This window comes from Clostridium sp. 1001283B150210_160208_E6 (genome assembly GCF_015669365.1).
GTDB lineage: Bacteria > Bacillota > Clostridia > Clostridiales > Clostridiaceae > Clostridium > Clostridium paraputrificum.
This window is the reverse complement of sequence record NZ_JADPAA010000001.1, coordinates 287851-303094: the sequence shown is the minus strand read 5'-3', so window position 1 is coordinate 303094 and position 15244 is coordinate 287851. Positions and strand designations below refer to the sequence as shown.

At 31.9% G+C, this 15244-nt stretch carries 11 protein-coding genes; all 11 read left to right on the top strand.

Features of this window, described 5'->3' with window-relative positions:
- Nucleotides 1–108 precede the first annotated feature (108 nt).
- The 11 genes from mngA to cutC all read left to right on the top strand — a co-directional run bounded on the left by mngA (nucleotide 109) and on the right by cutC (nucleotide 15207).
- Nucleotides 109–2016, top strand: a complete 1908-nt coding sequence (mngA, locus tag I4V16_RS01610) for a PTS 2-O-a-mannosyl-D-glycerate transporter subunit IIABC (RefSeq protein ID WP_027097967.1) — start codon at nucleotides 109–111, stop codon at nucleotides 2014–2016.
- A gap of 80 nt (nucleotides 2017–2096) precedes the next feature.
- Nucleotides 2097–4700: a mannosylglycerate hydrolase gene (gene mngB, locus I4V16_RS01605; RefSeq protein WP_055183786.1), complete on the top strand. Its 2604-nt coding sequence runs from the start codon at nucleotides 2097–2099 to the stop codon at nucleotides 4698–4700.
- 65 nt (nucleotides 4701–4765) lie between these two features.
- The gene (locus tag I4V16_RS01600) at nucleotides 4766–5902 is read left to right on the top strand and encodes a glycerate kinase (protein ID WP_027097965.1); all 1137 of its coding nucleotides are present in this window, start codon (nucleotides 4766–4768) and stop codon (nucleotides 5900–5902) included.
- A 256-nt stretch (nucleotides 5903–6158) separates the two neighbouring features.
- Nucleotides 6159–7298: a 1-propanol dehydrogenase PduQ gene (locus tag I4V16_RS01595; protein WP_027097964.1), complete on the top strand. Its 1140-nt coding sequence runs from the start codon at nucleotides 6159–6161 to the stop codon at nucleotides 7296–7298.
- A gap of 111 nt (nucleotides 7299–7409) precedes the next feature.
- A complete protein-coding gene (locus tag I4V16_RS01590) occupies nucleotides 7410–8234 on the top strand; it encodes a GyrI-like domain-containing protein (protein ID WP_027097963.1) in 825 nt (274 codons plus the stop codon).
- 592 nt (nucleotides 8235–8826) lie between these two features.
- On the top strand, nucleotides 8827–9954 hold the full coding sequence (locus I4V16_RS01585) for a membrane protein (protein ID WP_049179076.1): 1128 nt from the start codon (nucleotides 8827–8829) through the stop codon (nucleotides 9952–9954).
- Nucleotides 9941–10207 carry a hypothetical protein gene (locus I4V16_RS01580; protein ID WP_027097961.1) on the top strand — a complete coding sequence of 89 codons (267 nt, stop codon included), beginning with the start codon at nucleotides 9941–9943 and terminating at the stop codon, nucleotides 10205–10207. The genes I4V16_RS01585 and I4V16_RS01580 overlap by 14 nt, the downstream gene beginning before the upstream one ends.
- Nucleotides 10208–10478: 271 nt before the next feature.
- Nucleotides 10479–10775 carry a BMC domain-containing protein gene (locus I4V16_RS01575; protein ID WP_027097960.1) on the top strand — a complete coding sequence of 99 codons (297 nt, stop codon included), beginning with the start codon at nucleotides 10479–10481 and terminating at the stop codon, nucleotides 10773–10775.
- 21 nt (nucleotides 10776–10796) lie between these two features.
- A complete protein-coding gene (locus I4V16_RS01570; protein WP_027097959.1) occupies nucleotides 10797–11111 on the top strand; it encodes a BMC domain-containing protein in 315 nt (104 codons plus the stop codon).
- A 31-nt stretch (nucleotides 11112–11142) separates the two neighbouring features.
- A complete protein-coding gene (locus I4V16_RS01565) occupies nucleotides 11143–12630 on the top strand; it encodes an aldehyde dehydrogenase family protein (RefSeq protein ID WP_051195931.1) in 1488 nt (495 codons plus the stop codon).
- Between the two features lie 36 nt (nucleotides 12631–12666).
- Complete coding sequence (cutC, locus tag I4V16_RS01560; protein WP_027097958.1) at nucleotides 12667–15207, top strand: choline trimethylamine-lyase; 2541 nt, start codon at nucleotides 12667–12669, stop codon at nucleotides 15205–15207.
- Nucleotides 15208–15244 lie beyond the last annotated feature (37 nt).

The following is a 15244-nucleotide window of genomic DNA, read 5'->3' as shown; positions in this document are numbered from 1 at the left end:
TTTGTGTAAAAATAAGAAGAATTAAATCTTCTTATTTTTTTTTGATAATATAAGACTGTAAACGTTAAGCAAATCGGATTTGTTGAATATGAATGGGAGGAATAAAAAATGAATTTAAGAAGTCTAACAAATGAAAAACTTATTTCAATTGGTCTAGATTTAAACAAAAAAGAGGATGTTATTAAACACCTAGTTGAAAAATTATATGAAGAGGGAAAGATTACATCTAAAGAAGAATTTTTTAAGGATGTACTAGAAAGAGAAAAACTTTCTCCTACAGGTTTTGAAGGTGGCCTAGCTGTTCCTCATGGAAAATCTAGTTCTGTTAAAGAAGCATCATTTGCAGTAGCAATTCTAAATAAACCTATGAAAGAATGGGAAAGTATAGATGAGAATAATGAAGTTGAAATAGTATTCTTATTAGCTATACCAACTGAAGAGGCAGGTTCAACTCATATTCAACTATTAGCAGAGCTTGCTACAAGAATAGCAAATCCATCTTATAAAGATTTGCTTAAGAATTCAAAGAGCAAGAAAGAACTTTACAATAATTTAGATAAAGAAATTATAAAAGAAGATATAGATATAAGTAAGTTTAAAAAATCAATCGTTGCTGTAACAGCTTGTCCTGCTGGAATAGCTCATACATATATGGCTGCAGAAGCTTTAGTTAATGCAGGTAAAGAAATGGGAGTAGCTGTTTATGTTGAAAAACAAGGAGCTAATGGTATAGAAGATAGACATACAAAAGAACAATTGAAAAATGCAGATGCTGCTATATTTGCAGTAGATGTAGCTGTAAAAAATGAAGAAAGATATTCGCATTTACCTACAGTAAGAGCTAAGGTTGCTACTCCTTTAAAGGATGCAAAGGGACTTATAGAAAAAGCACTTAAGGCAGCAGAAAACAAAGGAAAAGGAGAATATGTAGAAACTTCTGACGATGAAGAAAAAGTTTCATTTAGAGAAGAGGCTAAGAAGTCAATTCTTACAGGTATATCTCATATAATTCCTTTAATAGTTGCAGGAGGTATGATTCTAGCTTTCGCAGTATTAGTATCTCAAGGTTTTGGGTTACAAGAATTATATGAAACAGATGGTTCTTGGATTTGGATGTATCGTAAGCTAGGTGGTAATTTACTTGGAACAATAATGGTTCCTGTATTATCTGCATACATGTCATACTCAATTGCTGATAAGCCAGGTTTAGCACCAGGTTTTGCAGCTGGTATAGCAGCTAATATGATAAATGGTGGATTCCTAGGTGGTATGCTTGGAGGTTTCCTAGCAGGTTATACAATTAAATTATTTAAGAAGTATATACCAGCAAAAGGTACATTAGCAGGATTCGTTAGTTTCTGGGTATACCCTGTATTTGGTACATTATTAGTTTCAACACTTATGTTCTTTGTAGTTGGTAAACCTGTAGCAGCATTAAACCAAACATTAATTGATTGGTTAGGATCTATGGGAGGAACAAATGCAGCACTTTTAGGTGCAATACTTGGTATCATGGTATCATTTGACCTTGGTGGTCCTATTAATAAAGCAGCTTATACATTCTGTGTAGGTGCAATGACTGATGGAATTATAATGCCATATGCAGCTTTCGCATCAGTAAAAATGGTTTCAGCATTTGGTGTAACCTTTGCTACTTTATTAGCTAAGAAGTATTTCAATAAAGAAGAACAAGAAATAGGTAAGTCAACTTGGATTTTAGGACTAGCAGGTATTACAGAAGGTGCTATTCCATTTATGATAGAAGACCCATTAAGAGTAATTCCTTCATTATGTGCAGGTTCAGCAGTAACTGGTGCTTTAGTAGCAATGTTTAACATAGGACTTGATGTTCCAGGAGCAGGTATATTCTCAATATTCATGCTTAAAGATGGTTCAACTATGTTAATGAATATAACTGTATGGCTTGGAGCAGCAATACTTGGAGCAATTATATCAGCAATATTATTAGTAATAACAAGAAAAATGAAACTTAAAAAGCAAGGACTTTTAAAATAATATTTTGCGAGAGGAATTTCCTCTCGCAAAGCTATATCATGGAAAAATATAAAGTTAAATCGGAGTAAGAGGTGTAATAAATGAGTAAAAAAGTTCATGTTGTGCCCCATATGCATTGGGATAGAGAATGGTATTTTACAACGGAAGAGTCAAGAATTCTTTTAGTTAATAATATGGAAGAAATAATGGATATGTTAGAGAACAATCCTAGCTATCCTAATTATGTATTGGATGGGCAAACAGCTATATTAGAAGATTATTTCGCGGCAAAGCCAGAAAATAAAGAAAGAGTAAAGAAATTAGTTAAAGAAGGCAGATTAATAATAGGACCTTGGTATACTCAAACAGATGAAATGGTTGTAGGTGGAGAATCTATAACTAGAAATCTACTATATGGATTAAAGGATTGTGAAGAATTTGGTGATGCTATGATGATAGGATATCTTCCAGACTCTTTTGGACAATCTTCTCAAATGCCACAAATATTAAATGGATTTGGAATAAATCGTTCTATATTCTGGAGAGGTGTCTCTGAAAGAATGGGAACAGATAAAACTGAATTTTACTGGGAAGGTGAAGGGGATTCTAAAGTATTAACTCAATTATTTCCATTAGGATATGCAATAGGAAAGTATTTGCCAAGCAATATGGATGATCTTAAGAAGAGAATGGATAAGTATTTCCCTGTACTTGATAAGGGAGCTACAACAGAAAATATCATACTTCCAAATGGTCATGATCAAATGCCTGTACAAAAGAATATATTTGAGATATTAGAAAAGTTAAAGGAATTATATCCAGAAAGAGATTTCTTCTTAAGCAGATATGAAAAGGTATTTGAAGAACTAGAAAAAGAAAAGAATTTACCAACATTAAGAGGGGAATTCTTAGATGGAAAGTATATGAGAGTTCATAGAAGTATCTTCTCAACAAGAATGGATATTAAGGCTAGTAATACAAGGATAGAAAATAAAATAACTAATATATTAGAACCTTTAGCTTCACTTGCTTATTCATTAGGTTTTGAATATCATTCAGGGTTAATTGAGCTTATTTGGAAAGAGATAATGAAAAACCATGCTCATGACTCTATAGGATGTTGTTGTTCTGATAAGGTTCATAAAGAGATAATGAATAGATTTTTCTTAGCTGAAGAAAAGGTAGATAGATTAATAGATTTCTATATGAGAGTTATAGTTGATGCTATGAGCAAAGAGATAGCATTAGATAAATTAACAGCATTTAACCTTCTTCCATATGAAAGAGAAGCTGTAGTTAAAGGTGAAATCATTACAAAGATGAAAAACTTCAACCTTGTTAGTGATGATGGAGAAGAATATGATTTCCAAGTTATAAATAAAGAAGTAGTTGATGCAGGGTTAATTGATAGACAAATTGTTCACTATGGAAACTATGATCCTTTTGTAAGATATACTATTGAATTAAAGGATGTTATTCCTTCAATGGGATATAAGACTTACTTAATTAAAGGAGCAGAAGGAGTTATAAACTCTGAAGAAGGCAAGAAAACAGATAAGATTGAAAATAAGTATTTTAATATAACTGTAAATGAAAACGGGTCATTAAACATACTACATAAAGATACAAACACATTATATGAAAATGTACTTTTAATAGAAGATGGTGCAGATGACGGAGATGAATATGATTTCTCACCATTAGAGGATGATTTTATTGTTAAGAGTGATTTAGTTAAGTGTAACTATAATATAAGCACTTATGAAAATAGTAGTGAGATAGCTATTAACTATACTTTAGATGTACCAAAGGATTTAGATAGCAGAAAGAACAAGAAAATTGATGGTTCTATGGATATATCAATAATTGTTAAGGTTGATAATTGTAGCCCATATTTAAATGTTAAGATGGATATAGATAATAGAGCAAAAGATCATAGAGTAAGAGCATACATTCCAACTGGAATAAAATCTAATTTCTCATTCTCTGATAATCAATTTGGTGTTATAAAAAGAGATGTATATGATAGTGCTATGGATGTATGGGAAGAGGAAAACTGGGATGAAAGACCAGATTCTATTTATCCAATGCTTTCATTTGTAACTTTAAAGAATGAAGAAAGAGGAATGGCTGTCTTAACTAATAGTACTAGAGAGTATGAAATAATTGGAGAAGATTATGATACAATAGCTATAACTTTATTTAGAGGGGTAGGCTTCCTTGGTAAAGAAGAAATGTATAGAAGACCTGGAAGACCATCAGGAATAAAATTAGAAACTCCTGACTCACAAATGCTTGGAAAAGTAAGCTTAGACTTTGGAATATATCCATATGTATCTAGGGAAGATAAGGTATCAAGAGTTGCAAAAGAGTACTTAACTCCAGTGTATACTTACAATAAAATGCCTCACAATGCTATGAAACTAAATTCTGTAGACTTTGAAGTTCCATATAATTATTCTCTATTAAAAGAAGAGAATGATAATGTGACTTTAAGTGTATTAAAGAAGGCTGAAAATAAAAAGGGGTTAGTTCTTAGATATTTCAATGGAACAGCTTCAGAAAAGAAGGTTCATTTTAGCATTAAAGGAAGCAAGTTTAAGAAGGTTAATCTTAAGGAAGATATACTAGAGGATATAGAAGATTTTAGCAAAGTAAATTGTAGTAAAAATAAAGTAGATAATATATACTTTGAATTAGTATAAAAGGTTAGTAACTCTCTTAGCTAAGGTTAAGAGAGTTACAATAATTTTATTTAGAGGTGAATGATATGAAATTTATTTTAGCACCAGATTCATTTAAGGAGAGTATGACAGCTAAGGAAGCTTGTATATCTATGGAAAATGGAATAAGAAAAGTTTTTAAAGATGCTACCTGTATACATGTTCCTATGGCAGATGGTGGTGAAGGTACAGTAGATGCTTTAATAGAATCTACCAATGGAAATTTGCATGAAGTAGAAGTAACAGCTCCACTAGGAAATAAGGTGAAAGCAAAGTTTGGAATATTAGGTGATGGAAAGACTGCTGTAATAGAAATGGCAGAAGCTAGTGGAATTCACTTAGTTAAATTAGAGGATAGAAATCCACTCCTTACTACTACCTTTGGAACTGGTGAACTTATAAAATATGCTTTAGATATGAATATAGAAAGAATAATTATAGGCTTAGGTGGCAGTGCAACTAATGATGGTGGAGTTGGTATGCTTCAGGCATTAGGGGCAAGTTTTAAGGACAGTGATGGAAAAGAGATAGCATTTGGTGGTGGCGTCTTAAAAGATTTATGTACAATAGATTTAAGTGGTTTTGATAAAAGAATTTATGATGTAAAAATAGAAGTAGCTTGTGATGTAAAGAATCCATTAACAGGAGAGAATGGTGCAAGCTTTGTATTTGGGGCTCAAAAGGGTGGAAATAAAGAAACATTAGAGGAGTTAGATAGTAACTTAAAACATTATGCAGAAGTAGTAAAAAGAGATATGGGAAAAGAAATTGATAAGGTTGAAGGTGCAGGTGCAGCAGGAGGACTTGGTGCAGCTTTAATAGGTTTTTGTAATGGAAAACTAGAATCGGGAATAGATTTAGTAATTAAGCATTCTAATTTGGAAGATAAAGTAAGAAAGGCAGATTTTGTATTTACAGGGGAAGGAAGTATAGATTTTCAAACTAAGTTTGGAAAAACTCCTATAGGAGTAGCTAAAATAGCTAAAAAGTATAACATTCCTGTAATAGCTTTTGGGGGAAGAATTGGGGAAGGAATAGATGAATTATATTCATTAGGAATAGATTCTGTAATAGGAATAACCCCAGGGGTAATTTCTTTAGATGAAGCATTAAGCAAAGGGAAAGAGAACCTAGAGATATCAACTGAAAATGTAGTTAGAATATTAGAAACTAGAAAAGTATAATATAATTTATGATAAATTAAAAGAAAAATACATTTTTTCTTTTATGATTAGTTGAATTTTATTATATATAATGCTAATAAGTACAGAGAAAAAGGGGATATTTTGTCAATATTAGTTAAGTAAGAATCTTGAATATAATATATATTATGATATAATTAGGAAAGTAAAGAAATATAACTTGTCACAAATCTAATCTTAAATAATAGAATAACTAAATTATTTATTTTATTTAACTTTTCAATAAGGAGAAAATAAAATGAATGAATTTGGTATTCGTACAAGAGTTTATTTTGGTAAGGGATCATTAAATAAGCTCAATGATATTAAAAATAAGAAAGTTTTAATTGTATGCGATAAGTTTATGGAAACTTCAGGGATGGTTGAAAAGGTTTCGAAAGAACTATCTAATTGTGAAGTATCCATATTCAGTGATGTTGTTCCAGACCCAGCAGTAGAAATTATTGCATCAGGAATTCAAGCTCTTAAAGCATGCAATGCAGAAGTAATTATTGCATTAGGTGGCGGTTCAGCTATTGATGCAGCAAAATCAATAAAAGAGTATTATAATAATTTAAATGACGGTATACAAAAAATAGAAGAATTTTACGCAATTCCAACAACTAGTGGGACAGGTTCGGAAGTTACAGAGTATGCTGTAATTACTAATAAACAAGAGGGGATAAAATATGCTTTAACAAGTGAGTCATTGTTGCCTAATGTGGCTATATTAGACCCGGAACTTGTTAAATCAGTTCCTAAAAGTATAACTGCAGATACAGGAATGGATGTAATTACTCATGCCATTGAAGCTTATGTAGCTAATGGAGCTACTGATTTTTCAGATGCTTTAGCTGAAAAAGCATTAACTCTTGCTGTTAGATTTTTACCATTAGCATATGAAGATGGTAATAATTTATTAGCTAGAGAAAAACTTCATAATGCTTCTTGTCTAGCAGGGATTGCTTTTAATGCAGCAGGTCTTGGTATTACACATAGTTTAGCTCATGCTATAGGGGGTAAATTGCATATCCCACATGGAAGAAGCAATGCTATAATATTGCCTCATATAATAAAATTTAATGCAAATTTAAATGGTGGTTTATACAATAAGGATTATAGTTTAGCAGCTAAGAAGTATCAGAGATTAGCAAAGCTTTTGAAACTTCATGCACCTAATGTCCATATTGGAGTTAATAATTTAATTAGGAAGATTGAAGAACTTCAAAAGAATCTTATGATTCCAACTACACTTACTAAGCAAGGAGTAGATATTGGGCTATTAGAAGAATCTATGGAAGAGATTTTAAAGGCTGCGTTAAAGGATGTATGCACAGAAGCAAATCCTAGGGCTGTTACTAGAGAAGATTTATCTAATATAATAGATAAACTAAAGTAAATTAAACCACCATATGGTGGTTTTTTTCTTTGGGGAAAGATATAAAAAATAAATATAATAGATCATTTTTATAAATAAATTGGGGAGAATATAAAAGTTGGAGGCTTATTTATGGAAAATGATATGTACTCTATAGGTAAAGTTGAAGAAATGTGTAAGATTACGAAAAAAGCTTTGCGATATTATGATAAAATAGGGATTTTATCACCAGATAAGATATCAGATGATAGTGGATATAGATACTATAGTAAAAGAAATCTTTTGTTGGTGCCTTTAATAAAATATTATAAACAAAGTGGTTTTAAACTTGATGAGATGAGGGAATATCTTGGAGGGGCATCTTACTTTAAAATTGAAAATGGTTTCAGAAAAAAGATAGATGAATTAATATCATTACAAAGTGAACTTGAATTAAAGTTAAGATCAGTAAATGATTGGTACAAGCTTATTCTAGAGGCTGAGGGGATAATGGAATGTAATGCTTGTCAAGTTGGAGTGAAATATATAGAAAAGAAAGAAATGATTTTCTTAGATCAAGACTTTAAATATGATTATATGGATTCAATAATAAATATTGAATTTACTAATTATATAGAAAGCAAGAAGAATGCAATAACAGGACCAGTTATAATATCATATCCATCTTTTAAGGATAAGATGAATGGTAATTGTAAAAAGATGAGGATAATGCAAGAAACAATTTTAAAGTGTGATGATGGGATAAAAGTGGAATATGGTGGCGGTACAGTTGTATCTTGTTATCATATAGGTCCACATGAAACTATAAATGAAACTTACAAAAAGATGAGTGAATGGATTAAAAAGCATGGTTATACATGTGAGGATGAATGTTATGAAAGATATGTAACTGATTATTGGACAACGCAAGTACCAGAAAAATTTGTGACAGAAGTAATTTTTAAAATAAAAAAATAAATAATAAAGAAATTATGAAAGTGTATACTGAAAAATCAAGTTATTTTTTAGTATACACTTTTTCATATTTTAAAAGATAATTGAGAAAAAAGGACTTATAAAAATAATGTTAAATTAATATCAAATTTCTATTGACCTTCCTCCTAAGGGGAAGGCATATAATTCGAATTAGGATATAGTTGTCCACAAAGAAATAAATAAGTTGTTATTCTAAATTATTTAAGCAGAGATGTGACAAGTTTGTTGCTTTAATATCCTTGAGTTAAACGTTTAAACAGTTTATTAAAAGTTGGCTTAAATTTTTATTATATTTTAGTAGAACACTTGGGGAGTGTTGTAAACGATATATAATATAAGTTTTAGTTTTGTTAAGGAAATTTGGAATATTTCTTTGGATGGCTAGCTCAGGTTTATATTAAAGTTGTGTTGAGAATTACGCTCAAACAGAAATTGAATAAAAGGATGATAGGAGGGATATCAAGCAGCAATCTTCTAAGATTTATATTTGGATAGATAAGTATAGCTGGCGATTTACTGATCTAAAAACATATTCACTAATACAATTAATTTAATAAAAGAAGGGAGATTTATCATGAATGTAGTTTCAACAGATAAAGTCAATATAAAAGAAGTTAGCATAAAAGCAACGGAAGCTAAAAAGAAATTAGCTAGTAACTTTTTTAAAAAAGGTATCACGTTAGCTTTGTTTTCGGGGGTAACTTACGGCCTTTATACAGCTTTCTTAACAATGGCCATGAGAAAAGGTGTATGGGAAGATTGGACAGGGGCAAATACAGCAGGATTATCTACTTTTGTGGTTATATATTTAGTTGCAGCTTTAGGAAATGCTATTAATGATACTTGTAGTGCCGTATGGGCAATATTAAATTCAATAGCTAAAGGAAAGTTTAAAGATTTTGTAAGGTGTCTAAAGTCAAAGCCAGGTAAGATTATGATATTAGCAGCATTAATTGGTGGTCCAATAGCTGGGACAGCTTATGTTGTATCAATCCAATTGGCTGGTTCAATCGTAGTTCCGATATCTGCACTATGTCCAGCTATAGCTGCTATTTTAGGTAGAGTTCTTTATAAGCAAGAATTAAATAAGCGTATGAGCGTTGGAATTTTAATTTGTGTATTTGCAAGTTTTTTAATAGGAAGTACAGGCTTTGGAGGGGAAACTTCTCCAACATTGGTATTAGGTTTATTAGTTGCAGTAATAGCTGCATTAGGATGGGGATTTGAAGGATGTGTTGCTGGGTATGGAACAGCAATGATTGATCCAGAAATAGGAATATGTATACGTCAAGTAACATCAGGAATAGCAAACTTATTTATTATAGTTCCAGTATTAGGTGTAATGGCTGGAGGAGTTGATATTTCAATTGACTTAGCTTTTCAAGCATTTACAAGTGGACCAGCTATGATTTGGTTTGTATTTAGCGGATTATTAACATTCATTACTTTTATGACTTGGTATGCTGGTAATAGTATGTGTGGTGCAGGACTTGGTACTGCATGTAATGGGACATACTCTTTCTTTGGACCTTTATTCTGCTTCTTATTATTAGGAGTATTTGCAGGAATGGAAGGTTGGGCATTACCAGCTGTAGCATGGATTGGAGCTATCATAATGATGGTTGGAATTTTAACAATAGCCATGAATCCATTAGATATTTTTAGAAGAAAAAAAGGGAGTGAAATTGATGAAACCGCTTAATTATGCAATATTAAAACATTTTACTAAAGTAAAAGAGGCTTGTGCAGAAGATATTATTGAAGCTTTAAAAGGAGAATATGGAAGCTTTAAAGCTTTAAACAAGAAAGATGTAACTACAGCTTTAATGACAGCGGAGGCAAATGGGCTTATAGAAGAAACTAGATATATGCTTGATTCTAATGAAGAACTAAGAGTTTATTATCATGCTCATGAAGAAGGGGCAGCTACAATTAATAAATATATAAAAGATTAAAACATTTACCTTAGGGTAATTTTCCAAGATATATTATATGGATTAATAGCGAGATAAAACATATAAATTTTTCATTGAATGGTAGCTATTAACTTAGATTATGTTTATTCCCTAAAAAATAAATTTATAGAAAAACATATTGACTTTCCCCTTATGGGAAAGGACTATAATCACTTTAGGGAATAGAACATAATTAAAAATAAAACAGATTATTAATATAAAAAATCTTAGGGTATGTATAGATATGCTCAGCTTGGAAGGAGGAAATTTCATGAGATATTATGGAGATGAAGCATTAGGTCTTATAGAAACCATAGGATTAGTACCAGCACTTGAAGCAGCAGATAAAATGTTAAAAGCTTCAGATGTTGAGCTGATTTCATATGAAAATATTGGTTCAACCCTTGTTACCATAATAGTAAAAGGGGATGTAGCTGCCGTAAGATCAGCTGTTGAAGCAGGTGCTGAAGCTGCTGCTGCTATTGGTAAATTAACAGCAAAGAATGTTATGCCTAGACCTATTAGAGAAGTAGGAGATATTGTTTCAGTACATGATATAGATAGTTAATATAGAAAGGAAATGATGTATATGGCGAGATATGAAGCTATAGGATTAATTGAGACTTTCGGCTTAGTTTTCGCATTGGAAGCAGCAGATGCTATGTGCAAAGCGGCTGATGTTGAGCTTGTAGGTTATGAAAACGTTGCCTCTGGATATATTTCGGTATTAGTACGTGGAGATGTTGGTGCTTGTAAGACAGCAGTTGATGCTGGAGTTAAAGTTGTTAAAGAAATGGAAGATGGGAATCTTTATAGCTCAGTAGTTATTGCAAGACCACATCAAGATCTTGAAAAGATTATTGAACGTTATGCAATAAAGAATCTTATACCAGAGCAAAATTAAAGAAAGTTTTTAAATAGAAGGAGAGAGAAAAATGAATATTATTGACAATGATCTACTCTCTATGCAGGAAGCAAGGATACTTGTTGAAAATGCTCGTGAAGCACAAAAGAAACTTGCAACATTTCCTCAAAGTAAGCTTGATGAAATAGTTGAGCGTATGACTGAGGAAATTGAAAAACACATAATTGAGCTTTCGAAAATGTCACATGAAGAAACTGAATATGGTAAATGGGAAGATAAAAGAATAAAAAATACCTTTATATGTTCCTATTTAAGGGAAAGATTAAGGAATATGAATTGTGTAGGCATTATTAAGCGAGATGAAGAGCAGAAGACTATGGATGTTGGAGTTCCAATAGGAGTAATTGTAGCCTTTTGTCCTGCAACAAGTCCAGTGTCTACAACAATTTATAATGCACTTATTGCTATAAAATCAGGAAATGCTATAATTTTTTCTCCTCACCCTAGAGGTAAAAAAACTATTAGTAAGACTATTGATATACTAATTAGGGCAGCAGAGGGATATGGATTGCCAGAAGGAGCTATTTCCTATCTTCATACTGTTACTAGAAGTGGGTCTGTGGAGTTAATGAACCATAGAGATACTTCACTAATTATGAATACAGGTGTACCTGGAATGTTGGATTTAGCATATGAGTCTGGAAAACCATTAATATATGGAGGCACAGGAAATGGACCAGCATTCATAGAGCGTACAGCAGATATTAAGCAAGCAGTAAAAGACATAATTGATAGTAAAACTTTCGATAATGGAGTGCTTTCAGCAGCTGAACAATCTATTGTTGTAGATAGTTGTATTGCATCAGAAGTTAAAAGTGAACTTCAAAAGAATGGTGGATATTTTATGAGTGAGGATGAGTCTGAAAAGCTTGGTTCACTTTTGTATAAAGCAGATGGAAGTTTAGATGTAGATTATATAGGTAAATCACCACAATTCTTAGCAAAAAGGGCAGGATTTAATATTTCTGATGAGATTAAGATTCTAATTTCACAGCAAAAGTATGTTTCAGCAAATAATCCATATTCTAAAGAAAAACTTTGCCCAGTTATATCTATGTATATAGAAGATGATTGGATGAATGCATGTGAAAAATGTATTGAATTATTGCTAAGTGAAAGACAAGGACATACTTTAGTCATTCACTCTAATGATGAAGAAGTAATTCGTCAATTTGCTTTAAAAAAACCTGTTGGTAGGATACTTGTAAATACACCAGGAGTATTTGGAAGTATGGGAGTAACTACAAATTTATTCCCTTCTATGACACTAGGAAGTGGTTCAGCAGGAAAGGGTATGACATCTGATAATGTTTCACCTATGAATCTTATATATATTCGAAAAGTAGGTTATGGCGTTAGAAGAATGAAAGAAATAATAACTTCTATTACTAATGTAGAGGAACCTCAAGGTAGCAATGATAGATTAAATAATAATGAAAATGATAATGAAGAGCTATTAAAGATGCTACTGAAGAAGATTCTTAAAGAATTAAAATAGCTAATAAAAATAATTAATAGAATGTGAGGTAGTAAATTGGATATTCGTGAGTTTTCAAATAAATTAATGGAAGCAACTCAAAATATGTCTCCTTCAGAACGTGAAGCTTTGATAGAGATGTTTGAGAGTGTTTCTAATGAGATAACAAAGGACGAGGATACTAAGTCTAATGTAGTATGTGAAAATAATGGACAAATTCCAGATGGAATAACAACACGTTTGATGAAGTTAAAGGAAAATTATTTAAAGCAAGTTCCTAAAATCACTATTCATCGTGCTAAGGCAATTACAAAGATTGCAAAAGAAAATCCAGGAGCCCCTAAAGCAATTTTACGTGGTAAGAGCTTTAAATATTGTTGTGAAACTGCACCGTTAGTTATTCAAGATAATGAACTTATAGTTGGTGCTCCAAATGGTGCTCCACGTGCTGGTGCATTCTCTCCGGATATAGCTTGGAGATGGATGGTAGATGAGTTAGATACTATAGCAACTCGTCCACAAGACCCATTCTATATATCAGAAGAAGATAAAAAATATATGAGAGAAGAGATATTCCCATTCTGGAAAGGAAAATCAGTTGATGAATATTGTGAAGATCAATATCGTGAAGCAGGTGTATGGGAATTATCAGGTGAGTCTTTTGTTTCAGATTGTTCATACCATGCAATAAATGGTGGTGGAGATTCTAACCCTGGATATGATGTTATCTTGATGAAAAAAGGTATGTTAGATATCAAGAGAGAGGCAGAAGAGAAATTAGCAAAATTAAATTATGAAAAGCCAGAAGATATAGATAAAATATATTTCTATAAATCAATAATAGATACTGCAGAAGGAGTTATGATTTATGCAAAACGTATGTCAGACTATGCTGCAGAATTAGCTGAAAAGGAAACAAATCCTAAACGTAAAGCTGAATTATTAAAGATTTCAGAAGTAAATGCTAAAGTTCCAGCTCATAAGCCAACTACATTCTGGGAAGCTATACAAGCAGTTTGGACAATAGAATCTCTATTAGTTGTAGAAGAAAATCAAACTGGTATGTCTATTGGACGTGTTGACCAATATATGTATCCATTCTATAAGGCTGATATTGAATCAGGTAGAATGACTGATTTTGAAGCTTTTGAACTTGCTGGATGTATGCTTATAAAGATGTCAGAAATGATGTGGATTACAAGTGAAGGTGGTTCTAAATTCTTTGCAGGATATCAACCATTTGTAAATATGTGTGTTGGTGGTGTAACTAGAGAAGGTAGGGATGCTACAAACGAATTAACTTACTTATTAATGGATGCTGTTAGACATGTAAAAATATATCAACCTTCATTAGCATGTCGTATTCATAAAGGGTCACCACAAAAATTCTTAAAGAAGATAGTACAAGTTATCCGTGCAGGAATGGGATTCCCAGCATGTCACTTTGATGATGTTCATATTAAGATGATGCTAGCAAAGGGGGTTTCTCTTGAAGATGCTAGAGATTATTGCTTAATGGGATGCGTAGAACCACAAAAATCAGGAAGATTATATCAATGGACTTCTACAGCATACACACAATGGCCAATATGTATAGAACTTGTTCTTAATCAAGGTGTTCCTTTATGGTATGGAAAACAAGTTTGTCCAAATCTTGGTGATATAGATAGCTTTAAAACTTATGAGGAATTTGAAGCCGCAGTAAAAGAACAAATAAAATATATTACTAAATGGACAAGTGTAGCAACAGTAATTTCACAACGTGTTCATAGAGAACTTGCTCCAAAGCCACTTATGTCAATTATGTATGAAGGATGTATGGAAAATGGTAGAGGAGTAGAAGCTGGTGGAGCAATGTATAACTTTGGACCAGGAGTTGTTTGGAGTGGACTTGCAACATATACAGATTCTATGGCAGCAATTAAGAAATTAGTATTTGAAGAAAAGAAATATACATTAAGAGAATTAAATGAAGCTTTAAAGGCAGACTTTGTTGGTTATGAAAAACTAAGAAAAGACTGTTTAGAAGCACCTAAGTATGGTAATGACGATGATTATGCGGACTATATAGCTGCAGAACTTATCAACTTTACAGAAATGGAACATCGCAAATATAAGACTTTATATTCAGTATTAAGTCATGGAACATTATCAATTTCTAATAATACTCCATTTGGACAATTAACAGGAGCGTCAGCAAATGGACGTAGAGCTTGGATGCCATTATCTGATGGAATAAGTCCAAGCCAAGGTTCTGACTATAAGGGACCTACAGCAATAATAAAATCTGTATCAAAAATGAGTTGCGAAAACATGAATATAGGTATGGTTCATAACTTCAAGCTTATATCAGGATTACTTGAAACTAAGGAAGGTGAAGAGGGAATTATTACACTACTACGTAGTGCATGTGCTCTTCAACTTGGAGAAGTTCAATTTAATTACTTAGATAATAAGACATTAATAGAAGCTCAAAAACATCCTGATCAATATAGAGATTTAATTGTTCGTGTAGCTGGATATAGTGCATATTTTGTAGAACTTTGCAAAGATGTTCAAGATGAAATTATAAGTAGAACAGTCTTAACACATTTCTAATAATTAAAATTTAATCTGGTAAGTGGCTATATAGAGG

What these genes read in the sequence shown, in the direction of transcription:
- I4V16_RS01600 (WP_027097965.1), top strand. Translation starts at nt 4,766, where the DNA reads ATGAAATTTATTTTAGCACCAGATTCATTTAAGGAGAGTATGACAGCT.
- I4V16_RS01565 (WP_051195931.1), top strand. Translation starts at nt 11,143, where the DNA reads ATGAATATTATTGACAATGATCTACTCTCTATGCAGGAAGCAAGGATA.
- I4V16_RS01570 (WP_027097959.1), top strand. Translation starts at nt 10,797, where the DNA reads ATGGCGAGATATGAAGCTATAGGATTAATTGAGACTTTCGGCTTAGTT.
- I4V16_RS01580 (WP_027097961.1), top strand. Translation starts at nt 9,941, where the DNA reads ATGAAACCGCTTAATTATGCAATATTAAAACATTTTACTAAAGTAAAA.
- mngB (WP_055183786.1), top strand. Translation starts at nt 2,097, where the DNA reads ATGAGTAAAAAAGTTCATGTTGTGCCCCATATGCATTGGGATAGAGAA.
- I4V16_RS01590 (WP_027097963.1), top strand. Translation starts at nt 7,410, where the DNA reads ATGGAAAATGATATGTACTCTATAGGTAAAGTTGAAGAAATGTGTAAG.
- mngA (WP_027097967.1), top strand. Translation starts at nt 109, where the DNA reads ATGAATTTAAGAAGTCTAACAAATGAAAAACTTATTTCAATTGGTCTA.
- I4V16_RS01585 (WP_049179076.1), top strand. Translation starts at nt 8,827, where the DNA reads ATGAATGTAGTTTCAACAGATAAAGTCAATATAAAAGAAGTTAGCATA.
- I4V16_RS01595 (WP_027097964.1), top strand. Translation starts at nt 6,159, where the DNA reads ATGAATGAATTTGGTATTCGTACAAGAGTTTATTTTGGTAAGGGATCA.
- I4V16_RS01575 (WP_027097960.1), top strand. Translation starts at nt 10,479, where the DNA reads ATGAGATATTATGGAGATGAAGCATTAGGTCTTATAGAAACCATAGGA.